Origin of the sequence: Chitinophaga qingshengii, assembly GCF_014529935.1 — a bacterium.
Lineage (GTDB): Bacteria > Bacteroidota > Bacteroidia > Chitinophagales > Chitinophagaceae > Chitinophaga > Chitinophaga qingshengii.
The window spans coordinates 1,377,145-1,401,483 of sequence record NZ_JACVFC010000001.1 but is presented as its reverse complement, the minus strand read 5'-3'; the positions used below and the strand labels follow the sequence as shown (position 1 = coordinate 1,401,483).

The following is a 24,339-nucleotide window of genomic DNA, read 5'->3' as shown; positions in this document are numbered from 1 at the left end:
CCTGTTATTCTTTGCTGCCAACTCCTTAGCTTTACGCGGAACAATGATCGAAGCTACATGAATAGCGTGTCATCAGAAATTGTCATTTGTGAGCGGCTGGCGGCGGGAGATGAAGATGCATTTACCTGGCTGTATGAACATTATCAACCAAAGCTGTACCTTTTTGTCTTCCCGTTGACAGGCTTTTCCCGGCAGGATACGGATGAAGTTGTCCAGGATATTTTTGTAAAACTGTGGTTACGGAAAGAAACACTGGTAACGGTACAATCGTTACAGGCCTATCTTTTTATGATGGCCAAAAACAGGCTGTACGACCTCCGCATGGCGGCTGCACGGCAGTCGAAAGCCCGGGAGGTACTGCTACAGCGCCAGGAAGAAGCGCATGCCGACGTACAGGAAAAAGTACAGTTCAACGAATATCATGAAATGGCCCGCAGGGCTATTGCCGGCCTTACACCACAGCGCCGCCGTATCTTCATGCTCCGCAATGAAGGCGGCCTTTCCCTGGATGACATCGCTATAGAGCTGAATATCTCCAAGTTCGCCGTAAAAAAGCAATTGTACGAAGCGGTGAAGGAGGTAAAAACCTACCTGAAAAAACACGCCGGCCTCGATGCCGTGTTGCTGGCGCTCATTTTTAACTCCCTGAAATAATTTAAAAAAATAGGTGTTTCGCAGGTGTCCTTTTGGGAAGCCTGTCAGTCTTACTATTAACAGCACTATGGAACAGGATCAAATTACGGCCTTATTGGAAAAATTTGCCGGCGGCGCTACGCTGTCGGACGAAGAGCAGCAGGCGTTATCGCAATATATGTCCGCCTTGCCGGAAGAACAGTTCCGCGCAATGATGGACCGTTACGAACAGGTGGTATTACGGGCGCCGGCTACCCCGAAGCCGGACAGGCAGCTGCTGGCCCAGGTCCGCGAAAAGATCGCCGCGCTGGAAACGGAACCCCGGAAGGTGGTCCGCTGGTGGCGCTATGCCGCCGCTGCTGCGGTATTGGTGGGTGCCTTGTCTGCGGGATGGTACTTTGCCGGTCACCATACTACAACGCCCGCAGGCGGGCAGGCAGACCAGCTGGCACGTCAGGACATTGCACCCGGAGGCAACAAAGCGGTACTCACGCTGGCGAACGGCCATACCGTAGTGCTGGACGATGCGCAAAACGGCACCATCTGCCAACAGGGAGCCGTGAAGGTCATCAAACTTAATAACGGTGAACTGGCTTATGCAGGAGAAGGCGCTGCTACAACTGGTAAGGTAATGTATAATACCATTACAACGCCCCGTGGTGGTCAATACCAGGTGATACTGCCCGATGGCAGCAAGGTATGGCTCAATGCGGCTTCCTCCCTGCGTTTTCCCGTGAGTTTCCGGGAAGATGGCCGGGAAGTAGAACTGAACGGGGAAGCCTATTTTGAAATCGCCGGTATCACGGTACCCAATAAAGGCGGCGGTACCCATAAATGCCCCTTTCGCGTAAAAACGGGCGATATGAGCGTGGAAGTACTGGGCACCCATTTTAATGTGGCCGGCTACAACGATGAACAAACGGTGAAAACCACGCTCACGGAAGGTTCGGTGAAACTGGTGAAAGGTAATGCCAATACGGTGATCCGCCCGGGGGACCAGGGCATACTGGAACACAACGGCCAGTCCTTTAAAGTGGTGCCGGCTAATGTGGAGGAAGTGCTGGCCTGGAAAAACGGTTATTTCTTTTTCGATAAAGCCGATATACAAACCGTGATGCGGCAGATTGCCCGCTGGTACGATGTGGAAGTCATCTATGAAGGCACGCCTACAGCCAGGGAATTCGTAGGCTCCATCAGCCGCCGGGAAAAACTGTCGAAAGTACTGCGACTGCTGGAACTAAGTCATGTGCGGTTCAGGGTGGAGGGAAGAAAAATTATTGTCATCTCGTAAAATATAAACCGATCAACCAAACAGGCAGTTTATGAATAAAAGTCCGTGAACAATGAACTGCCCGGCAATAAAAAACCAGGAGCGCTTGGACCCGCCCCTGGTGGATTATTGCCGGGAGATTATCAACCAATGTATCCGCTAAGATCAACTGATTATTTAATTCCCTAACACGACAAATGTATGCATTCCCTTCGTTATGCAAAAGCTTCGCCACCAAAGGGGCTTTTAGTAAGTAAAAGTCTGCTTATTATGAAATTGACAGCACTATTACTGGTGGTCTTTTTACAGGTAAATGCCATCGGCTATTCCCAGGAAATAAGCCTCTCGGGAAAACAAATGTCACTGGAGAAAATCTTCAGGGCTATCGAACACCAAAGTAACTACCGGTTCTTTTACGACTACCGGGAGTTGAAAACATCATCGGCCATCGATGCCGATTTCCGCAAAGCCAGCGTACCGGAGGTACTGAATGCCTGCCTGAAAGGACAGCCATTTACGTTTACGATCGAAGACAAAATGATCGTTATCTCCAGGAAACCGGAGCCGCCGGCTACACCGGCTGTTAGAGCCACGGCAACCAACGATATCCGTGGCACGGTAAAGGATGAACAAGGCAACCCCATTCCAGGCGTATCGGTGGGTGTAGTGGGTACTACCCGTGGTGCTGTTACCGACGCAAAAGGCGCTTATGTGCTGAATGCTACCGCCGGCGAAACGCTGAAGTTCAGCATCCTGGGATATAAGCCCTATACGGTACAGGTAGGAAATGCCAACACCCTGGATGTGATATTGCACCCCGAAGCCAGCGCTATCAGCGAAGTAGTGGTGGTAGGCTACGGTACCCAGAAAAAATCACAACTCATCGGATCGGTATCACAAATCAATGCGGAGAAAGTCAATAACAGAACCGTACCGCAGTTGTCCAACGCGCTCACCGGTCAAATGCCCGGTGTAACGGTGATACAACGCTCCGGAAGGCCGGGCAATGCTGCCGGTGAAATACAGGTACGTGGGGTAGGTTCCTTCGGCGCCACGCCTGCGGCGCTGGTCCTGGTGGATGGCATGCCTGTCAACTCCTTTAACGACGTAAACCCCAACGATGTGGAAGCGGTATCTGTACTGAAAGATGCATCTTCTGCAGCGATCTATGGCGCCAGAGCGGCCAACGGGGTGATACTGGTGACCACCAAATCCGGCGGTGCCACGGGTAAACTGAAACTGAATTATAACGGCTACCTGGGTACGCAGAAACCAACGGCCTTACCACAATCTGTCAACTCCTGGGAGTACGCTCAGGCCATGAACGAGGCGGTACCGGGCTCTTACTCCCCTGCGGAAATACAAATGTTTAAAGATGGCAGCAACCCGGACAACTACCCCAATTCCAATTTCTACGGAGAGTTCTTTAAACCCTTTGGTATACAAACAGGCCACAATATCTCCCTGGCTAATGGTAATAAGGTAAACCAGTACCAGCTGTCTTTCGGCTACCTGCGGCAGAACGGTATCGTGAAAAAAAATAACTACGACCGTTACAATGTACGCCTTAACCTGCTCACCAATATCAACAGCAAACTAAAGCTGACCACCCGTATCGCTTCTTCGCTGGCTACTACCAATGAACCGGCGCCACCGGCTACCCTGGACTTTAACTCCATGCTGGACATGATTGGGCAAGTGGTACGGTATTCCCCCATTTATCCTATTCATATGAGCAATGGAGACTGGGGCGCGGGTATCAACGGTAAAGGCACGCCGGTGTCCAACCTGGAAAGCGAATCTTTCTTCAAACAAAAAGGCATCGACCTGAATGGTAACCTGCGGCTGGACTGGAACGTAGTTGAGGGCCTGAAACTCTCTGCTATCGGAGGCGGATATATTAACTATGGCGATAACAAACGGTTCCTCGCTACACAATACATTAATACCAATACCACATTAGCACCGTCTACTTTAACGCAGAATACCTACAACTCCAATTATAAAACCATGCAGGCGCTCGCGGAATACAATAAACGGTTCGATAAACACAGTTTTAACCTGCTGGCTGGTTATTCTTTTGAAGAATTTAATGGAGATAGCTTGTCCGCTTTCCGCCGGAACTTCCCCGGCAATTCCCTGACATCTATCAACCTGGGATCTGCTGACGGGCAAACCAACGACGGTGGCGCTGCTTCCTGGGCGCTGTCTTCTTTCTTTGGCCGCCTGCAATACAACTTCAACAGTAAATACTTCGCGGAGGGCGTATTGCGTTATGATGGTTCTTCCCGTTTCCCGGCTACGAAAAAATATGCTTTCTTCCCGGCTATGGCGGTGGGATGGCGCATCTCGGAAGAACCTTTTATGAAGAACAATGTGACCTGGGTGGATGAACTGAAACTGAAAGCCTCCCGCGGTACATTGGGTAACCAGAATATCGCCAATTATGGCTGGCAAAACATCATGACCGCAGGTACCAGATACAACTATAGTTTCGGTGATCAGGTAGCTACCGGCGTAACACTGGTGGATCTGGCTGATCCCACGCTTCGCTGGGAATCTACCCGTTCTACGGATGTAGGTGTGGACTTCACTTTATTACACGGATTACTGACAGGTAGTGCGACTTACTTTGATAAATATACTTACGACATCCTGGTAAGCCCCGGAGGCAGCGTATCCAAGGTATTAGGATTTAATGTGGGCGTGAAAAATTCCGGTAAACTGAAAAATACCGGTTGGGAATTTACCCTGGGTCATCATAATACCATCGGTAAGTTCGGGTATAGCATTGACGGTAACTTCAGTATCATCAACAATAAGGTGCTGGATGTAGGCGTAGGTAATGTGGTACAGCCCAACGGATTGGTAGGTAATGCCAACACGCCATTGTTTATTGGTTATCCCGTAAATGCTTATTACGGGTATGTAGCAGATGGACTTTTTTCAGATGCCAATGAAGCTGCTTCCTGGGCCGATCAATCTGTCCTGGGTTCCCAGAAAAAACCGGGTGATATCCGTTATAAAGATATCAGCGGTCCCGATGGAAAACCGGATGGCAAAATCACACCGGCCTATGATAGGGTAGTGCTGGGCAGCAATATTCCCCGGTATACGTTCGGATTGAACCTGGGCGCCCGTTACCACGGATTTGACCTCAGCGTACTGATGCAAGGGGTGACAGGCGTAAAAGGACGCCTGGATGGTTATGCGGGTTTTGCGCTCAACAACACCGCTACCGTACAACGCTGGCAGTTTGATGAACGCTGGACACCGGAGAACCCTGACCCTAACGCCAAATACCCGCGGATGGAGTTAATACCCAATACCGGTACGGGCAACACAGTGCTGTCCTCTTATTGGCTGCTGAATGCATCTTACCTCCGTATCAAAAATATGCAGCTGGGGTATACACTGTCTACAGCTACTACCCGCCGTTTGGGCATCGAGGGGTTACGGGTAAGCCTGGCCGCGGAGAACTTGATTACGTTTAGTGGTTACCGTAAGGGATGGGACCCGGAAGTTAATTCCGGAGGAGCTTATTACCCTATTCTGCGTAACTACACGCTGGGCCTGAATGTTAGTTTCTAATCATCAAAAGTGAGATCAATGCAAATTCATTATAAATATATCATCGCGGCATGCCTGTTGTTGCTACTGGGCACAGGTTGCAGTAAAAAACTGGATAAAGCGCCGCTGTCGCAGTTCTCCAACGAAAACTTCTGGAAATCGGAGGGCGACGCCATGCTGGCGCTGGCAGCGGTATACCGGGGTAATATCGCCGGTGGGACCGAAACAACCATGTCCGACTGGTGGTCCTACTACGGCCTCCTGTTACTGGATATGTCTACCGATAATCTTTATGACCGTCGAGGGGATAACTCGGATGTGAATAAACTTACCAGTGGCGGGTTAACGGCCACCAACGGGCAGGTGGGTATCTACTGGAATACCGGCTACCTGCGCATCGCCCGCTGCAACTACTTCCTGGAGAATGTGAACAAAGTGCCGGCATCTCCCGATAAAATCAAAAGAATGACAGCGGAAGCCCGCTTTATCAGGGCTGCTATCTACTTTTATTTTTCCCAGTATTTTGGCAGCGTACCACTCACCACCAAAACGCTGACCGTGGATGAAGCCAATACGGTGAAAAAAGCGACCAAAGCAGAGATCGTGAATTTTGTCATGGCTGAGCTCACCGCCGCTGCTGCTGATCTGCCCCGCTTTAAAGACCTCCCGGCTTCCGAAAAGGGCCGCGCCAGCAAACAGGCTGCCCTGGCTTTCCTGGGCCGTATGCAGTTGGCAGAAAAAAAATACGGCGATGCTGCTGCTACCTACAAAACGATCATCGACTTTAACGACAACATCATCGATGCCAATTACAAAAGTCTTTTCGATGGTACCAACGAAAGCAGCAAAGAGCTGGTTTTTGCCATCCAATATGTGCCTAACCTGGTGCCCAACGGAATGTTACAACATTTCTTCCCGGCTGTCAACAGTGGATGGCACCTGGTAAACCCACTGGGTAGCCTCGCAGAAAGTTATGAGTTTAAGGATGGTACGCCGTTTTCGTTTACTGATCCCCGTTATAACCCGAAAGATGTGGGCGCCAACAGGGATCCGCGCCTGGGATATACGATCCTGTACAACATGCAAACATTCAACGGCCGCCTGTACATCACGCATCCGGATTCTACCAAATCGGTAGATCAGCTGACACTTACCCGTCAGGCTACGCGTACCGGCTACTGTATCCGTAAGTTCCTGCCGGATAATTTCTCCGGAGACCTTCAGAACTCCGGCATCGATGTACCGGTGATCCGTTACGCGGAAATACTGCTCAGTTACCTGGAAGCCAAACTGGAAGCCGGCGAGGCCATCGACCAGGGTTTGCTGGATGCTACCATTAACCAGGTGAGGGCCCGCGCTTCGGTAGGCATGCCGCCGGTAACGGTCATAGATCCCACCGCCCTGCGGGTGATCCTGCGCCGGGAACGCAGAAATGAACTGGCCTGTGAAGGGCTTCGCTACTGGGACCTGCTGCGATGGGGTACCATTGCACAGGTGCTGAACGGTAGCTTCTACGGAGCTGCTTTCCCCGGTGCGGTCAACCTGCGTAAAAACGGTAGTACGGTAGATCCATACAGCCGCTGGTTCGTTACCACCAAGGCTTTCCGTGCCGGTACCGATGAAAAATGGCCCATCCCGCAATCTGAACAGGACATAAACCCTAATCTGAGATAATATGCATTACATGAAAAAAATACTCTTTACCGCTGCGCTCATGGGTATAGCCCATGCAGCAGTGAAAGGGCAACAGAAAGGACAACAACCCAATGTGATCGTCATCTATGCGGATGATCTGGGTTATGGCGATGTGGGCTGTAATGGCGCTACCCGTGTGAAAACCCCGTATATCGATCAACTGGCATCACAGGGTATCCGTTTTACAAACGGGCATGCTACGGCAGCTACGTGTACCCCTTCCCGTTATTCCATTCTCACCGGTGAATATGCCTGGCGGAAAAAAGGGACCAATATTCTCCCCGGCAACGCAGCACTGATTGTACCGACAAACCGAACCACACTGGGCAAAGTGTTCCAGCGGGCGGGCTATCGTACGGCCTGCATCGGTAAATGGCACCTGGGACTGGGAACACAAGGGGAACCGGACTGGAACGGCGAACTTAAACCCGGTCCGCTGGAAACGGGTTTCGACTATGCTTTCTTTTTCCCCGCTACGGCCGACAGGGTGCCTACCGTATATGTAGAAAACCACCGCGTAGTAGCACTTGATCCGGAGGATACCATACACGTCAACTATCATCATAAAATCGGCAACGAACCCACCGGCAAAGAAAATCCGGAATTGCTCAAAATGCATTCCTCTCCCGGTCAGGGGCACGACCAGACCATCGTGAACGGCATCGGCCGCATCGGCTGGATGACCGGCGGTCAGCGAGCCCGCTGGACAGACGAATCATTGGCAGGTGATTTTATTAACCAGGCGCAACACTTCATCGAAGAACACCGCAAACAACCTTTTTTCCTGTATCTGTCTTTGAGTGATATCCACGTACCCCGTATGCCGGATACCCGTTTTAAGGGAAGAAGTGAACTGGGATACCGTGGGGATGTGATCATGCAGCTGGACTGGTCTGTCGGCGAAATCATGAAAACGCTCGATTACCTGGGCCTCGCTAAAAATACCATCGTGGTGTTCAGCAGCGATAACGGTCCTGTACTCGACGATGGTTATGTTGACGGCGCCGTTACGCAACAAAACGGTCACCAACCGGCCGGCGTTATGCGCGGCGGTAAATACAGCATCCTGGAAGGCGGCACCCGCGTGCCTTTCATCCTGCGCTGGCCCGGTACCGTGAAACCCGGCGTATCCGGTGCACTGGTGAGCCAGGTCGATCTGTTAGCTTCTTTCGCTGCCATGCTCCGGCAACCGCTGCAGGAAAACGATGCGCCGGATAGCTGGAATATCCTGAGTACCCTGCTGGGTAAATCGCAGCAAGGCCGCAGCAGCATGGTGGAACAGGCTAATACATTAGCCCTTGTAAAAGGCGACTGGAAGTACATTGCGCCGCAGGGCGGCCCTAAACTGTTGCAGGCGGTGAATATCGAATCCGGTCTGGATACCGTTCCTCAGCTGTACAACCTGAAAAACGACCTGGCGGAAAAGCAAAACATGGCTGCTGCTCATCCTGAAATGGTGAAGGAAATGGCAGCTATGCTCGAAACGATTAAGTCCGGCGGCCGCAGCCGTTAAAAATGATGCTCCATGAAGAGATATTTGTTATGCCTGAGTGCTTTCCTGGTAACTGTCGCCGTACAGGCGCAGCCCGGGAAAACATCCCGGCCCAATGTGATCTTTATTTATACCGATGATATGGGGCGGGGCATGTTGTCGAGCTACGGTCAGCAGATTGTTCCCACGCCGAACATCGATTTCCTGGCACGCGGTGGCATGCGCTTCGAAAATATCTATGGCAGCATGTACTGCGCACCCGCCAGAGCCAGTATGCTCACCGGTTACAGCGATGTACGGAAAGGGAAATTTGCACTCAACCGCGCTGGTATCTACATTAACTACCTGAAAGGGCAGCTTACGTTGCCAGAGGTAGATGCCCGCCTGGAACATTTTGAGCAGTCCGAACAGCCTGGAATGGTGCTGCCGCAGGTATTTAAGAAAGCCGGTTATGTAACGGGGGAGGTAGGTAAACTGGAATGGGGTTTTGCTACCTCGCGTAAACAAATGGCCGCCCATGGATGGGATTATTATTACGGCTACCTCGATCATCGCATGTGCCATGGGTTCTATCCCATGGTGATGTTTGAAAACGGTGAACCGGTACGTATTGCAGGCAATACCCGCCCGGATTCTTACCTGGACAGCGCTGCGTTACAGGGGAAGGATAAACCACAGTACGCGGAAAACCTGTTCATGGAAAAGGCGCAGCAGTTTATTGTCAGCAATAAAGACAAACCTTTTTTCCTGTATTACCCTACCAATCTGCCGCATGGTCCGGTGTCCGTGCCTGCCATCGATCCGCTGTTTGCCAACAATCCCCGGTTAACAACGCATCAGAAAATGTATGCGTCCATGATCAAAATGGTGGATGATAATGTGGGTAGGTTTACGCACCTGATAGATTCACTGGGCCTCAGTAAAAACACGCTGATCATTTTCGGATCAGACAACGGGCATTGGTTGTACTACGAAGGCAAACAACCGAAGTATGATAATATCACCACGCCTTTTTATAGTGATGGGGGAGCGGACGTGTTTAATGGTAACAGCGGATTGGCGGGGCTGAAGGAAACCAACTGGGAAGGTGGTGTGCGGGTACCCTTTATTTGTTATTGGCCTGGCAAAGTGCCGGCAGGAACGGTAAACCGCCAGCTGGTAGCCAACTACGACCTGCTAAGCACCATGGCAGATTTGCTGAAGGTAAAAGTACCTGATCAGAAAGATGGTCGCTCTTATCTGCCTTCTTTACTCGGGAAACCGTTTAAGCCTCGTGACCAGGTGGTGTTTTCTTCGTTTATGGGGCCGGCACTGGTTACGCATGATGGCTGGAAACTGCGTACCTATCTGTTGAACAACAAACAGGTTTTCCAGCTATATCATCTTCCTACAGATAAACAGGAAAAAAAAGATCTGGCCGCCCAATACCCGCAAAAGGTCGATTCGCTCAAACAGGCGCTCACCAAAGCCTGCGATGGACGACTGAATAACGGTATCTTTTATTTTACCCGGCTGCCGGCTACAGCATTGGGAGAATAAAGTCATTTAAGGATTTTTTGATTTAGGATTTTTTGATTTAAGGAAGCCTGGTTTGCGTCAAATCAAAAAATCGTAAATCAAAAAATCCCTGAATATTTCATGGTGCTTCCTGCGCCATCTCTCTGATAGAAGCCCAGCCAGTCGGGCTGTCTTTATACTTCACATATACCACCATGGCCCGGCCATGCGCCAGGGTAGGAGGGGCGCCATTTTTATGGGTTACCTTGATGGTGAATATGCTGGTCTCCACGGCGGTATTATCATGAAACACCAGGCTTTCCAGCTCATGGTCCACAAATTCCATTTTTGAATGAGCGAACATTTCTGTTAATCCTTTTTTCATGGCCTCCCGGCCGATGACCACATTTTTCCCGCCAAAATATTTGATGACTTCCGGATGATGCAGGGCCAGGATGGCTGGTACATCGCCACGGGCGAAGCCATCGCGGATAGCTTGCGTTGTTTTGAGCAGGGCTTTTTTATCGGCCGCGCTGACCATGTTATCTGTTGGTTGACAGCCGAAGGCCAGGATGGCCATTAGTAACAGGGGTATAATAGTTTTCATGTACAGAAGGTACAAAAAAAGGCGGTGTCGGTTTTGTTCTATTTTCCGGATGTGCAGGGTGCTAGTTTTGACATATAAAAACAAACGAACCATGCAACAGACAACCGTATTAATATTAGGTGGTACCGGTAAAACCGGCAGAAGGATCGCACAATTACTGGAAGCAAAAAACCGGGTTTACAGGGTAGGTTCCCGTTCCGGTTCTCCGGCGTTCGACTGGGAAGCGCCTGCTACCTGGAAACCAGCATTGGAAGGTGTTGCCACCGTATACCTGAGTTATTATCCCGACCTGGCGGTGCCAGGGGCGGTAGACACGATCCGCACCTTTACACAGGTAATGGTGGCCGGTGGTGTAAAGCGGGTCGTGCTGCTTTCCGGTCGTGGTGAACCGGAAGCCCAGGCTTGTGAAGAAATCGTGATGGATTCCGGGTTGGAATGGACCATCCTTCGCTGTGCCTGGTTTAGCCAGAACTTTAGCGAAGGGTACCTGTTGGAGCCTTTACAGGCTGGCTTTGTGGCCCTTCCTGCCGGTGGGATGCGCGAGCCTTTTATTGATGCCGATGATATCGCAGACGTTGCAGTGGCCGCGCTAACGGAAGATGGCCATGCCGGTGAACTGTATGAATTGACTGGTCCCCGTTTGCTCACTTTCGCGGAAGCGGTTGCCGAAGTGGCGCAGGCCACCGGCCGTTCCATCGAGTACCAGCATGTTCCCATGGGAGAGTATATCGACATGTTAAGGCAATATGGTATCCCCGAAGACCATATCTGGCTGATATCCTACCTTTTTACCGAAGTGCTCGACGGTCGTAATGAGAGTTTGGGCAATGGCGTGCAACGGGCTCTTAAAAGAACGCCCCGCGATTTTGGGAACTATGCCCACGCCACTGCCGCAACCGGAATCTGGAACGAACAATGATCCAATCCGGAAAATACCTGGCATCTGTTACGGGCGTCAGGTATTTAAATAATATATAAATAATTAAATATCAATGCAGTAAAATAATCTGGTGCAGGTTTTTCCGCTTTGCGTAAATGCTTTTCCCGATTCGTTCATTAAAAAAAGCGATCCCGGCGTTCCTTTGCGCAAAATTTAGAGCGTTGAAAAAAATATACTTCCTGATTGTTTTTGTTTTGATAAATGTTGCTGTGATGGCACAGAACGGCGTTATCAAAGGTAAAATCAATACAGCCGATGGCGAACCTGCAGCATTTGTGACGATTGGACTGAAAGACACCAAAAAAGGCACCCTTACCAATGAGGACGGGACTTTTACCGTTAAAAACATCAAACCGGGCGTGTACACACTCGTGATCACCTGCACCGGTTGTCAGACTATCCAAAAAACAATCACTGTCGGACCTGACCAGGCCACGGAGATCCACCTGGACCTTCAGAATACGGCCAGCCAACTGAATGAAGTAGTAGTAGACGGTACCCGCACCCGCACCATCAACCGCAAACCGGTATCCATCGGTAAACTGCCGGTGCCGGTAATGGACCTCCCCCAGAGCGTGGCCATCATCGGTCATGAAGTGCTGGAAGATCAGCAGGCACAACGCCTCAGCGATGTGGTGAAAAACGTGAACGGCGTATACATGGCCTCCCAGCGCGCCGGTACCCAGGAAACTTTCAACGCCCGCGGTTATGGTTTCTCCAGCACTAATATGTTTAAAAACGGTACCCGTGTAAACTCCGGCGCCATGCCCGAAATGAGCTCCCTCGAAAGAGTGGAAATCCTTAAAGGCAGCGCTGCCATTCTGTATGGTAACGTAGCTCCCGGTGCTGTGATGAACATGGTGACCAAACAACCTAAATTTAACTTCGGTGGAGAAGTAAGTCTGAGAGCCGGCAGCTACGGCCTGCTGAAACCAGCTTTCGATGTTTACGGCCCTATCTCTTCCAAAATCGCCTACCGCGTAAACGGTACCTTTGAAACGGCAGACAGCTACCGTGACCAGGTACACTCCAAAAGATATTATGTAAATCCATCCCTGCTCTTCAAACTGAGCGACCGTACCGAACTGCTGGTACAGGGCGATTACCTGAAACATGATTTTACACCGGACTTCGGCCTGGGGTCCATTGCCGATACCATCATCAACAAAGCATCCCGTAATACTTTTTACGGTGCCCTCTGGCAGTATGCCCATACCCAGCAATCTACCGCTTCTGCGAACATCAAACATAAATTCAACGACAACTGGTCTATTAACGGACTGGTGTCTTATTCAAAATATACCCGCGACTATTATTCCATTGAAAGAATTCAGTTCGATACACTGGGTATCTGGAGGCGCCCGCTGGGTAGAAACGCTACTAATGAAGATTATTATGCTGCGCAGATAGACCTGACCGGTAAATTCAAAACCGGTGCAGTCGAACATACCGTGTTGGCCGGAGTAGATGCAGACCGTTACGTAACGGGTACTTATACTTACGGTGTACCTTCTGTACTTCCTAAAACAGCAGGTATTTATGACAGTATCAGCGTATATGATCCGGCAAAATATACCCGTCGTACAGATATGCCGGAGGCTACATTGCAAAGCGTGAATAACGTGCCTATTAACAGGCTGGGTGCTTATATCCAGGATCTGGTGAGCATCTCCGAGAAACTGAAAGTATTGGCTGGTGTTCGCGTATCTTATCTGCAAAATGAAGCAACAGTTAGCTACAGCTTTAAAGATGGTTCCAAAACGGTAGGTAAAGGTAAATATGACAACGCCGTATCTCCCCGCTTCGGTATCGTTTATAAACCAATTGCTACTACGGCTTTGTTTGCCAGCTATTCAACTTCCTTTACACCCAATACCGGTCAGGATATATATGGCGACAACCTGAGACCATCTATTATCAATCAGTATGAAGTAGGTGTTAAAAATGATTTCTTTAAAGGTCTGCTGTCTGTAAATGTAACAGGATACCGTATCCGCAATAATAACTACGCACAAACAGCACCTTTCAAAGCTGATGGGACTAGTATCAACACAGATACCAACATCAAAATGATGATCGGTGAAACCCTCAGCCAGGGCGTAGAAGTGGACATTGCTGGTCATCCGCTGCCAGGATTGGACGTTATTGGTGGTTACAGCTATAACAGCATGACCGTGGAAAAAACGCCTGACTCCAAAGGCTCTGTGATCCCTGGTCAACGCCTGGTGGGTAACCCTAACCATACTGCTAACGCCAGCGCTTTCTATACTTTCCAAAAATCAGCTATCAAAGGCCTGAAAGTAGGTGCAGGTTTCTATTATATCGGTCAGCGTTATGCCGGTTGGAATAATACAGTAGGACAGAAAGCGCCTCCTGCCGGTCCTTTAAACCGTTTGATCTCCGTTCCGGGTTACACTACCCTGGACCTCAGCGCCGGTTATACTTTCAAACGTTTTGCAGTCATGGGTAAAGTGTCTAACGTCACCAATACCTATAACTACTACATACACGAAAACTACAGCATCAACCCGATTCCGCCAACCCAGTTCGTGGGTACTGTTTCCTATAAATTCTAGTGGATATTTATTATAAATAGTAAAAGTCACAACAAAAAAAGATCGCAGGAGGTTATCTCCTGCGATCTTTTTTTTGTTTGTGGGAACTCATAATGTTTGGAAAAGAATAAAATGCATTAAATTAGGATAACTAATTAATCCGGATTATATTTAACAACACCTCAAAGTATCATTTCCTTTTTTCACCCTCAAAACCATTATTCCATGGAAACCGAAGTTCAATCTTTAGCCGTTTCTCTGTCAGAGGCCGTTAAGTACGCCAAAATCACCAACCTGGCAGATATTCTCTTCAAACAGGCGGTGTTACAGAAAGACAAGGCTACCCAGCTGAATCCTTCCTTACAGGCGTATCAGGATATTTGTGACAATACAGCCTTCCAGTCGTTGGTGGACCAGGACTTTTTCACCAACTACAACCTGTTGTACAATATTCAGATGAATGACATCATCGCTCCCGGAGCAGGTCTTGACCTGGTCTATTATGGTTTTATAGCGCAAAACAAAACTACGAAGGAGTACGTGGTGGCTATCCGTGGTACGGAAAATTTACTGGAAGCCATTGCGGACAGCTTTTTTGTGCCTACGGCCTTTAAGGAGTTTAATAACAATGCGGTGGTTCCAGCCGGTTTTTATGATTTGTATGAATCCGGCCTGGTCGTTTCTCCTCCGGACTCTCCTTTACAGGTGATACCGCTTTTATTGCCGTTACTGGCGGCTGATCCCACAGCGCTGATGCCTGATGTGATGAAGGTACGGACCGTGGTGAACGGCCATAGCCTGGGAGCGTCACTGGCTACCTATCTTGCTGCTGCTTTGGCAGTAGGCAAAGGTCAGGGAATGGATCTGTGCGTGTATACCTACGCGTCGCCGCTATCCGGCAACGCCGCATTTGCCGCTACGTACAACGACAGCGTAAAGGTAAACTACCGCATACATAATCTGCCGGATGGTGTTCCCAGTCTTCCGCAATTCCCCCTGAACGGCCCCAATATCTATGTTCCGGTAGCCGGTGGTTACCAGATTGATTCTTCAAAATATCCGCAGGTAAAACCCGGAGCGGGATGCGCTCACCAGTTGCCGGTTTACCAGTATACACTGGATAGATTGAATGGAATTGACAACCCGGATATCCTCAATTTTAATAAGGGTAATTGTAAAGCCTGATAAAAAACCGGCGGCCCATCTGATGATGGCCCCGCCGGTCCTTTTTTAAAAGAGAATTTTATTATTCACGCAAGACAAACATCTTAACCCATGGCTTTAGCCATGGGGCCTAGAACCGGCAGCGTATACCCGCGCTTACAAACAGGTTCGTTGCCAACCGGTGTTGCGGCTTTTCAGAGAAGATATCGGATAGTTTCTTATCCTTAAACGTTACAGAACGCAACAACACAGTACCGCCGGCCAGGTTAAAATCTATTTTCTTCGTGAGATGCAGCGTGTTTTCCAGGCCCAGACTCATTTCCTGGTATCCCATCAGGCGTTTACCGTCTTTTCCGTTTTCCACGTCATAAGCGCCACCGTTGAAGCGGAAAGCGAGCGCCAGATCGTCGTATTTGCTGAGCGCACTGCTGACGCTGATGTTTTCGGGGAAGTTGATATCCACCTTGAAGCGGTTTCCTGTACGCCACTGTACCAGCAGGGCGGGTAATATCATCGGTGTACCGAAGCTGTTGGTGAGTGCGGCACCCAAGCCCAGGTTTAATTTGGGGTTTATTTTGCGGATAAAGATCACACCACCGTTGAGAAACACATCGTTGTAATCTATTTTTTCCATATCGGTAAACAACCCTGCGGATATCATCGCCATCAGGCTCCATTTGTTGTTGAGCGTACGTATGTGTTGCAACCCTATGGATGCTCCCAGCAGTTCTTTCGGAAATATGGCTCCTTCGTAATCCTTGTTGGAGAAACTGGTGTAACTGCCCATCACGCCGAGGTTCCATGCCCGTATTTTGCCGGTGGCAGTATCTATTCTTTGAGATAAACAAAAACCCGCGCCCAGGCTAAGACGGCGCTGTACAGTCGTAGCAGGCATTTTGAGGGAATCTTCCGGACGTATATAATGGCTGGAAGGCTGATAATCGGCATTGATAGCAATGCCCGGGGCATTCAGACTACTGGCGCCCAGCTGTGCTTTGGTGGTGCCGGCTATCAGTAAAAGGACCGGCAGCAGCCAGTATGCAAGGTTAATACGTACCGGCTGCTGCGTGAGCCGTGTCTGAATGCTGGAAAGAAAGTGTACCATATCGAAAAAATAAAATCGGTTTCGATATCGACACTTCACTTTATATCTACCCCTATTTACTTACAGGGAATTTTTAAAAGAGGCGTTGTGTCAAATTTGAGCGCGGCCTCCTCTCCAGGGAAAACAGGGATGCCTTCCGGGTTGATGCTGTCAGGTACAGCTTCGTAGGCCTTGTCGTCCTGCAAACGGAATACCACCGGGCGGATGCTCTGGGTACCTTCACTCATAAACGTGTATTGCGCTCTGATAATATGGTTGTGGATACTGCCACTAAGGGTACCGTTGTTTTTATCTTTTTCAAAATAGCGATAACTAAGATCGCCGGTAACGCTGCTGTCCTGTATGTGCAATTGCAACGATATACTGTCTTTTCCCGTCGTTCTCAAAAAACAGGCGTCACCGCTGGTCACGTCAATTTTTAAACTGTCGGTATTTTTATTAGTTTGGTTGCCGGCCTGTCCGCAGGACGTAACGATAGCTGCCAGCAGTAAGTAATAAGGTAGTGTCTTCATAACCTAAAGTAACAAATTTTAAAAATCTAAACTAGAACAATGAATAAATTTATCGCTGTTGTCCTTATATTATTTTTTGGGGGGAAGATGTGTATAGCCTCGCCGGATACGGCTGTCAACAACTGTCAACGTTGCATAGTGCTGGCTGAACAGGCGGAACATCGTGTCGTGATCGCTGATGTATCCTCCGGAAAAATTATCTGGGAATGGAAGCCCGCCCTGTGTGGAGTGCAACCGGAACATGTCAAATGGTTCAACAACCCCAGCGAAGTGAAAGCGGTAAATAATGGTAAATATATCCTCACTACCGCTTCCGGCGGGGGAGTAGCCCTGATCCGTATCGCGGATAAAAAGACGGTCTTCTATGGCTATGCCGGCGGTAATACCCACTCGGCGGCCATTTTACCGGATGGTAATATCGTCAGCGCCTCCAGTACCGGTAACTACCTGATGGTGTTTAAAACAGATACCACCGGATATAATGCCAATGGCTATACGAAAAAGATACAGGTGGCTTTCGGGCATAATGTAGTATGGGATGCTGCCCGTCAACGGCTGTGGACCGCCGCCATGGATAGTATGATCGCATACCGTTACAACAACGACCGCCAGGCGCCCGACCTGCTGCGGGATACCAGTATGCTGCTGCCCGGTACTGAAGCCCACGATCTCTACCCGGTTTATGGTGAAAACAGTTTGTGGCTCACCAACACCACCCATGTGTACAGGTTTGATGTAAATACGCGGAAACTGTCGCCCGCGCCCACTATCCAGGCCAATATCAAGAGCGTATCTTCCGGTCCGGCAGGTTTCCCGGTGATCGTCTGCAAGCCTAAAGTCTCCTGGTGGACAGACGAAGTCCTGGACGCACAGGGAAAGCGGGTATTTATGCAGGCCGGCCTTAAAATATACAAGGCCCGCTGGGTATTACCCGACCTTTTTAGCGAACCGGTCCGCTAACAACGGCCCCAATTTTTATTTTCGTACTTTTGCCTGCAAATGCAAAAAGGAACATACTCATTAGGAAATATTCTTTCCAATCTCAAGATTGAAGCGCTCAACGAAATGCAGGAAGCGTCCGTGGCGGCCAACCAACAGGAACAGGACGTGATCCTCCTGTCGGCCACCGGCTCCGGTAAAACCCTCGCATTTATGTTGCCCGTCCTCGACCGGCTGGACCCGGCCCTGAAAAAAACACAGGCTATGATTGTAGTGCCCTCCCGTGAACTGGCACTACAGATAGAAAAAGTGTTTAAACTGATGGGCACCGGCCATAAAATCACAGCTACCTACGGGGGCCACCTCCGGGAAACCGAGGAAAACAACCTGATACAGCCACCAGCCCTCATCGTAGGCACTCCCGGCCGTATCGGTGACCATATCCGCAGAGGCAATATCACCACAGACACTATCCAGACACTGGTGCTTGATGAATTTGATAAAACCCTCGAACTGGGCTTCCAGGAAGAAGTGGCGTTTATCGTTGAATCTCTGCAGAATATCAACAAAAGGATACTGACCTCCGCTACCGAAGCGGTGGAAATCCCCGATTTTGTACAGCTCAACAAGCCTGAGAAACTGAATTTCCTCCCGGAAGACGGTACTCCCCAGGCCCGTCTGGCTTACAAACAGGTACTGTCCCCGGAAAACGATAAGGTAGATACCCTCTTCCGCCTCATCTGCCACCTCGGAAACCGCTCTACCATCGTGTTCTGTAACCACCGCGATGCGGTAGAACGTACCAGCACCATGCTGCGGGAAAAAGGAATACTCAACGAATTTTACCACGGCGCTATGGAGCAGCGCGACCGCGACAGTGCCCTGTGCAAATTCCGCAACGGTACCGTCAACGTACTGGTCACTACCGACCTGGCCGCCCGCGGACTGGATATCCCCAATATCCGCTATATCGTCCATTTCCACCTGCCGCATACGGAAGACAGCTGGACACACCGTAATGGCCGTACCGCCAGAATGGAAGCCAGCGGCACCGCTATCGTCATCCTGGCGCCGGATGAAAAACTGATGCCTTATGTGACCGAAGAGGTGGAAACCATCGAACTGCCACAGGAAGCTGTTTTACCGCAAAAGCCTAAATGGACTACGCTGTACATCTCCGTAGGCAAAAAGGATAAGGTGAATAAAATAGATATTGTGGGCTTCCTCACGAAAAAAGGAATGCTCAAAAAAGAAGATGTGGGCCTGATAGATGTGAAGGACTTCTTCTCTTTTGCAGCCATCGTGAAATCCAAAGCCTCACATACGCTGCAACTGATCAAGGACGAACGGCTGAAGAATAAGAAAGTAAAAATAGAAATAGCGAAGTAATGAAGAGAGGCCGGAATCACTTCCGGCCTTATTGTTTCAATATTACTCATTCCGGTGTATTACCGCTATCAAGCCTGAAAGCTGTTCATTCACGGCTCCCATGTCTTCAATTGGTATCCAGTATTCGTTGGGATTACTGAATGCCTTTCGCGGCGGATAAGCTTTCAGAAATTCGGTATTCATTTCAAAACGGATCACATATCCCTGGCTATATGGCGGAGTAAACCATTCCTTAGCGATCTCTAAGGCATAGGCTTCAGTCAGCGTGGGGTGAAAATATATTACGCTGGTCAACCGGGGAGGAAATCGTTTCCAGCCTGATTGTTCGATGAGCTGCAGTTCTGTTGCTTCTATAAGACGGTATAAAGTGGTGGTCATACAATGAATTGTTTGGATAATGAATAGCCTTACTCGTACCGGTGTGTTACCTCAATCGCTCCCACAATGTTATCATTCATCGCTTCCAGGTCTTCAGCAGGTATCCAGAGTTCGTCGTGGATAATGCCGCCTACATTCTGCACCGGGTAGGCTTTCAAAAATTCGGTATTGACTTCAAAACGGGTCACATATCCCTTACCGTAAGCAGGAACGTTCCATTCCGTGGTAATTTGCACGGCATAGGCTTCATTCATCACGGGATAAAAGATAGGTTGCTCGGGTAACCGGGGAGGAAATCGTTTCCAGCCGGATTGTTCGATCAGCAGCAGTTCTGCTTCGCCTACAGGACGGTATAATGTGGTGGTCATACAATGGGTTTTAAAGATAAAATAGCGCGGTCAAAAGTTTGTTTCAGCAATGTTTCATGCAGTTTGAACGGTTTGCCGGCCAGTGCGGCGTTTTGCAGATGAAAACCTGCGAGAATATAAAAAGGGCCGTAAGCCAGTGCCCAGTAAATTTCTACAGGCAGGTCCGGAATCTGTTTACGGCGCAGGGCATTGGCATGAAATTGCCGCATCGAGTGCCGGAAATCATCTATGCGGTTGTCGGTCTGGTATATCAGCGGCGAGTTGCGGAATTGCTCTGAAAACTGGTAGTACAAAGGGTATTGCCGGATAAAACGGTAACGGTTCTGCCATTGCAGCCACAGGCCCGCTTCAAAGTCCATGTCAGGATCGAAACCCCGCATCGTCTCCCTGGAAAACAGGGCCATGGCATCGATATACAGCTGGTTCAGCATCTCCTCGCGGTTTTTGAAGTAGATGTATATCGTGGAAACCGAGATGCCCACTGCTTTGGCGAGCTTGTGCATACTAAGGCCATCGAAACCTTCGCGCACGATCATTTCGATGGCCTTCTCCCGTATCAGGACCGCCTTTTGTTCGTCTTTTACACGCATAACGCTCTAAAGATAAAGCGAATAACCGTTCGTTTTATTTATTTAACGGAGAAAATTCAGGCTGCTACCCGGATCTACTTCATAAGGGGCCTTTCCGGCTTCAAAAATACGCGCGGTAGGAGTACCCTCCAGCGTAATGTTATCGCCGGCTACAACGATCCAGCCGCCTTCACGCAGGCCTACTACCGGTGTGGCATGTTGGGTATGAAACTCCCGGATACGGGTTTCACGGGTTTCGCCCATATGCGGCAGGTCAGGGATAGGGTCCAGGTAATGAGGATTCAGGTTAAAAGGCACCAGTCCCATGGTTTCAAAACCGGGTGGATGCACAATCGGCATATCATTGGTCGTTTGCATGGAAACACCGCCGATATTACTGCCGGCACTGCAACCCATATACGGACGGCCCGCCTCTACGGCAGCTTTCAACGGCGCCATCAATCCGCGTTCCAGCAGTTCTTTTACCAGCAGGAAAGTATTGCCGCCACCGGTAAAGAAACCTTGCGCCGCTCCGATAGCAGCTACAGGATCACTAAAAGTATGCAATCCTTTCACCTGTATCTGTAAAGGCGCAAAGGCCGCTGCGGCCTTTGCCGTGTATTCATCATGCGAAATTCCACCCGGACGGGCAAAGGGCACAAAAATAATTTCTGTAACACCAGCGAATAATGTCTTCATCACCGGCTGCAAATACGCCAGGTAAGCTTCTCCATAGAGGGTAGAAGTACTGGCCAGTACAATATGTTTCATATGAATGTTTTCTCAGCGGCCAAAATTAAGACTTCGAACGGAGAAAAACAGAAGCCACTCACCCTAACCTCGCTTTTGTTAATACATCCCCGTTGATAAACAATTAACAATACCGGTAAATTTCTTCTTTTCCCTAATTATCACGATATTTAACGATACTATTCACTTAACCTTATCATACGTTATGGAAATCAATCTCAGGGGGCTTTCAACCCTTATGATCTCAGGCGCAACGCTGTTGGGCGCCTGTAATGGCAATACCGCTCCGAAAGAAGAGGGCAAAACAGGCACGGATACTACTGCCGTTACGGCTACCACGGCACACAGCTACGGACAATCGGACGGCCAGGAAGTGTTACAGTACACACTCCGCAACGCTGCCGGCATGGAAGTGAAAATCCTGAACTACGGCGGTATTATCACGGATATCATCACACCGGATAAGCAAGGTCAGAAAGCCAATGTGGTATTATCCTACGACTCACTCAACGGTTACCAGCAAAAAGGTCAGCCTTACTTCGGCGCCCTGATAGGACGGTATGCTAACCGTATTGCTAGTGCTAAGTTTAAACTGGACGGTAAGGAATACACGCTGGCAGCTAACGATCACGGCAATACGTTGCACGGCGGTTTGAAAGGCTTCGATAAAGTAGTCTGGTCTGCTGCGCAGGCGGGCGATAGTTCCCTGCAACTGGAATATACCAGCAAAGACGGTGAAGAAGGCTACCCGGGCAATATGAAGGCTACGGTGGTATACAGCCTCACACCGGACAATGCGCTTAAAATTCACTATACGGCTACGTCCGATAAAGCAACACCGGTGAACCTCACCAATCACAGCTACTTCAATCTCTCCGGTGGAAAAGACAGCACTATTCTGGGCCAGGAGCTGCAACTGAAAGCCAGCCGCTATACGCCGGTAAATGATCAACTGATCCCTACCGGCCAACTGCAACCGGTGAAAGGTACCATGATGGATTTTACGGCGCCTAAAAAAGTAGGAAAGGATATCGCTGCGGTGAAAGGTGGTTACGACCATAACTTCGTGCTCGATAAAGCTGCCGGTAACCTGGAAACGGTGGCTACCCTGTATGATCCTGCCAGCGGCCGTTTTATGGAAATGATGACGACGGAACCAGGGGTACAGTTTTATTCAGGTAATTTCCTGGATGGTACGTTGTCCAATACCCGCGGCGGACAAAAATACGTGCAACATGCCGGCCTTTGCCTGGAAGCACAACACTTTCCCAACTCGCCTAACCAGGCCGATTTTCCCAATGTGATACTCAAACCGGGAGAAACCTATCAACAAACAACGGTGTATAAATTCTCCACCAAATAATAAAAAAACGGTGTTGCGGCCATTTGCTGCAACACCGTTTTTCTTTTGGATAATAAGTGCTTTAGTAGTTAGGATTCTGTACCAGTATACCTTTGCTCTTGTCTACTTCCTGCTGTGGCATCGGGAAATAGTAATGTTTAGGCCGCATAAACTTACGCGGTGAACCACCTCTGCTCATCACAGTGCCATCATACGCCAGCTTAGGCTGATTGTTGATCGCTACGATGTCGATCAGTTTGGCTTTATCCCATCTCAGCAAATCCTGTTGCCTTTCGTTTTCACCACACAGCTCTACACGGCGTTCATGCATCAACTCTTTCATACCGGCATTGTGTACGGCTGGCAACAAAGCAGATGCGCGGGTACGGATAGCCTGTATCTCTGCATCACCGGCGCCCGGACCATTCAACCGGATCTTCGCTTCAGCAACAAGCAGGTAAATATCCGCGCTGCGCATCAACGGTGTTTTTAAGGAATAGTTCAAACCACCGGAAGGTTTCCAGGCACAGAACTTTTTGTAGTGGTAACCTGACCAGGAAAGGTCTGCGGTCACGGTTTCTATGCTGGTGCCAACATTCACTTTATCGCCGGGTGCCATAATGCAAATATCCTTGCGGGGATCGCCTGTTTCAAATTCATCTACCAGCCCTTTGGTGGGATAAAAGAAACTCCAGCCATTCCATTTGCGGGGGGCATGATACGTCACGAAGTCAGAATAACCATACCCGTCAAGCGTTTGCACGGCGAACAACATTTCGGAATTATTACCGGTGGCTACACTGAAATTATCAGCGTATTTAGGCGCCAGGGCGTAATTGGCATTGGTGATAACTTTGTTGCCAACGGCGATCGCTTTGTCCAGCTGTCCCCATTCCATGTATAGCTTACAGAGCAGCCCCCATGCAGTGCCTTTGCTGGCGCGGCCTTTATCGGTATCGCCGTTGGTTTCCTGCAATTCGTCGGCTGCCAGCAACAGGTCGGCCTCTATCTGTTTACGTAATTCATCAGCGCTCACTTTAGGTTTGTTATAGTTCACTTTGATGACATCATCTTCCGTAATGATCGGTACTTCGCCGTATACCAGCAACAGCCTCCAGTAAGCGTAGGCGCGGAGGAAATGGGCTTCTCCGAGGCAACGTTTTTTAATGGCGGCGTCGATGTTACTGATCTTCGGAATATTGATCAGCGCAGTGTTGGCGCGGTTGATCATTTCATATTTCCATCTCCAGCCGGCACGCACGGTAGGCGTGGAGGCATCGTAGGTGAAGGCTTCGATGGCATCGTCGTAGTCATGGTCGCCGCCGCGTACCTGGTCATCGGAACAGTTATCGAAGACGAACTCGTTGAAGCCGGTAAAATCTTCTTCCAGCAGGATGTTGTAAATACCGGTGATACCGTCTACGGCCTGGTCCTGGTTACGCCAGTAGTTATCACTGGTGAAGTTCCCCTGTGGCTGCACGTCCAGCACGCTTTTGCAGCCGGATAAAAAGAGGGCGGCGGTAAAGCCGGCCAACAGTATATGTTTCATTGATTGCATGATCGT

General features: G+C 49.6%; 20 protein-coding genes. 12 read left to right on the top strand and 8 right to left on the bottom strand.

Translation table 11 applies throughout. The annotated features are described in order from the left end of the window. The first annotated feature begins 66 nt into the window (after positions 1 to 66). From ICL07_RS05080 to ICL07_RS05055, 6 genes are all read left to right on the top strand, one after another. Positions 67 to 654: a sigma-70 family RNA polymerase sigma factor gene (locus ICL07_RS05080; protein WP_188086841.1), complete on the top strand. Its 588-nt coding sequence runs from the start codon at positions 67 to 69 to the stop codon at positions 652 to 654. Positions 655 to 721: 67 nt separating this feature from the next. After that, positions 722 to 1,924 carry a FecR family protein gene (locus tag ICL07_RS05075; RefSeq protein WP_188086840.1) on the top strand — a complete coding sequence of 401 codons (1,203 nt, stop codon included), beginning with the start codon at positions 722 to 724 and terminating at the stop codon, positions 1,922 to 1,924. Positions 1,925 to 2,173: 249 nt separating this feature from the next. After that, a complete protein-coding gene (locus ICL07_RS05070) occupies positions 2,174 to 5,494 on the top strand; it encodes a TonB-dependent receptor (RefSeq protein ID WP_188086839.1) in 3,321 nt (1,106 codons plus the stop codon). Between the two features lie 18 nt (positions 5,495 to 5,512). Further along, the gene (locus ICL07_RS05065) at positions 5,513 to 7,147 is read left to right on the top strand and encodes a RagB/SusD family nutrient uptake outer membrane protein (RefSeq protein WP_188086838.1); all 1,635 of its coding nucleotides are present in this window, start codon (positions 5,513 to 5,515) and stop codon (positions 7,145 to 7,147) included. A 10-nt stretch (positions 7,148 to 7,157) separates the two neighbouring features. Then, entirely contained in the window at positions 7,158 to 8,681 is a 1,524-nt protein-coding gene (locus tag ICL07_RS05060; protein WP_188086837.1) for a sulfatase family protein, read from the top strand. A gap of 12 nt (positions 8,682 to 8,693) precedes the next feature. Next, on the top strand, positions 8,694 to 10,199 hold the full coding sequence (locus tag ICL07_RS05055) for a sulfatase-like hydrolase/transferase (protein WP_188086836.1): 1,506 nt from the start codon (positions 8,694 to 8,696) through the stop codon (positions 10,197 to 10,199). A 97-nt stretch (positions 10,200 to 10,296) separates the two neighbouring features. Here the strand turns inward: ICL07_RS05055 and ICL07_RS05050 are convergent, their stop codons facing one another. Beyond that, positions 10,297 to 10,764 (bottom strand): YybH family protein, encoded by a 468-nt coding sequence (locus tag ICL07_RS05050; RefSeq protein WP_188086835.1) that lies wholly within the window; start codon positions 10,762 to 10,764, stop codon positions 10,297 to 10,299. Positions 10,765 to 10,855: 91 nt separating this feature from the next. Between ICL07_RS05050 and ICL07_RS05045 the strand changes: the two genes are divergently transcribed. The 3 genes from ICL07_RS05045 (at position 10,856) to ICL07_RS05035 (ending at position 15,444) form a co-directional block, all read left to right on the top strand. Beyond that, complete coding sequence (locus ICL07_RS05045) at positions 10,856 to 11,683, top strand: SDR family oxidoreductase (protein ID WP_188086834.1); 828 nt, start codon at positions 10,856 to 10,858, stop codon at positions 11,681 to 11,683. Between the two features lie 233 nt (positions 11,684 to 11,916). Continuing rightward, positions 11,917 to 14,280, top strand: a complete 2,364-nt coding sequence (locus tag ICL07_RS05040; protein WP_246484976.1) for a TonB-dependent receptor — start codon at positions 11,917 to 11,919, stop codon at positions 14,278 to 14,280. A 204-nt stretch (positions 14,281 to 14,484) separates the two neighbouring features. Continuing rightward, on the top strand, positions 14,485 to 15,444 hold the full coding sequence (locus ICL07_RS05035; protein WP_188086832.1) for a lipase family protein: 960 nt from the start codon (positions 14,485 to 14,487) through the stop codon (positions 15,442 to 15,444). Between the two features lie 109 nt (positions 15,445 to 15,553). On the opposite strand, the gene ICL07_RS05030 is transcribed toward ICL07_RS05035, so the two are convergent. Together ICL07_RS05030 and ICL07_RS05025 are read right to left on the bottom strand one after the other, a co-directional pair. After that, positions 15,554 to 16,528, bottom strand: coding sequence for a DUF6268 family outer membrane beta-barrel protein (locus ICL07_RS05030; protein WP_188086831.1), 975 nt, complete (start codon positions 16,526 to 16,528; stop codon positions 15,554 to 15,556). A 56-nt stretch (positions 16,529 to 16,584) separates the two neighbouring features. After that, positions 16,585 to 17,040 carry a hypothetical protein gene (locus ICL07_RS05025; protein ID WP_188086830.1) on the bottom strand — a complete coding sequence of 152 codons (456 nt, stop codon included), beginning with the start codon at positions 17,038 to 17,040 and terminating at the stop codon, positions 16,585 to 16,587. A 39-nt stretch (positions 17,041 to 17,079) separates the two neighbouring features. Between ICL07_RS05025 and ICL07_RS05020 the strand changes: the two genes are divergently transcribed. After that, positions 17,080 to 18,000: a DUF6528 family protein gene (locus ICL07_RS05020; protein WP_188086829.1), complete on the top strand. Its 921-nt coding sequence runs from the start codon at positions 17,080 to 17,082 to the stop codon at positions 17,998 to 18,000. A gap of 39 nt (positions 18,001 to 18,039) precedes the next feature. Further along, on the top strand, positions 18,040 to 19,368 hold the full coding sequence (locus tag ICL07_RS05015) for a DEAD/DEAH box helicase (protein WP_188086828.1): 1,329 nt from the start codon (positions 18,040 to 18,042) through the stop codon (positions 19,366 to 19,368). 42 nt (positions 19,369 to 19,410) lie between these two features. Here ICL07_RS05015 and ICL07_RS05010 read toward each other — a convergent pair whose 3' ends face one another. From ICL07_RS05010 to pepE, 4 genes are read right to left on the bottom strand one after another with little or no spacing between them, the layout of a single operon-like run. Further along, positions 19,411 to 19,746, bottom strand: a complete 336-nt coding sequence (locus ICL07_RS05010; protein WP_188086827.1) for a hypothetical protein — start codon at positions 19,744 to 19,746, stop codon at positions 19,411 to 19,413. A 29-nt stretch (positions 19,747 to 19,775) separates the two neighbouring features. Then, a complete protein-coding gene (locus ICL07_RS05005) occupies positions 19,776 to 20,114 on the bottom strand; it encodes a hypothetical protein (protein WP_188086826.1) in 339 nt (112 codons plus the stop codon). Beyond that, complete coding sequence (locus tag ICL07_RS05000; RefSeq protein WP_188086825.1) at positions 20,111 to 20,704, bottom strand: TetR/AcrR family transcriptional regulator; 594 nt, start codon at positions 20,702 to 20,704, stop codon at positions 20,111 to 20,113. The genes ICL07_RS05005 and ICL07_RS05000 overlap by 4 nt, the downstream gene beginning before the upstream one ends. 42 nt (positions 20,705 to 20,746) lie before the next feature. Next, positions 20,747 to 21,454, bottom strand: a complete 708-nt coding sequence (pepE, locus tag ICL07_RS04995; protein WP_188086824.1) for a dipeptidase PepE — start codon at positions 21,452 to 21,454, stop codon at positions 20,747 to 20,749. Between the two features lie 184 nt (positions 21,455 to 21,638). On the opposite strand from pepE, the gene ICL07_RS04990 reads away from it, so the two are divergent. Then, positions 21,639 to 22,796, top strand: coding sequence for an aldose epimerase family protein (locus ICL07_RS04990; protein ID WP_188086823.1), 1,158 nt, complete (start codon positions 21,639 to 21,641; stop codon positions 22,794 to 22,796). Between the two features lie 61 nt (positions 22,797 to 22,857). Here the strand turns inward: ICL07_RS04990 and ICL07_RS04985 are convergent, their stop codons facing one another. Continuing rightward, positions 22,858 to 24,333 (bottom strand): RagB/SusD family nutrient uptake outer membrane protein, encoded by a 1,476-nt coding sequence (locus ICL07_RS04985; RefSeq protein WP_223151753.1) that lies wholly within the window; start codon positions 24,331 to 24,333, stop codon positions 22,858 to 22,860. Between the last annotated feature and the right edge of the window lie 6 nt (positions 24,334 to 24,339).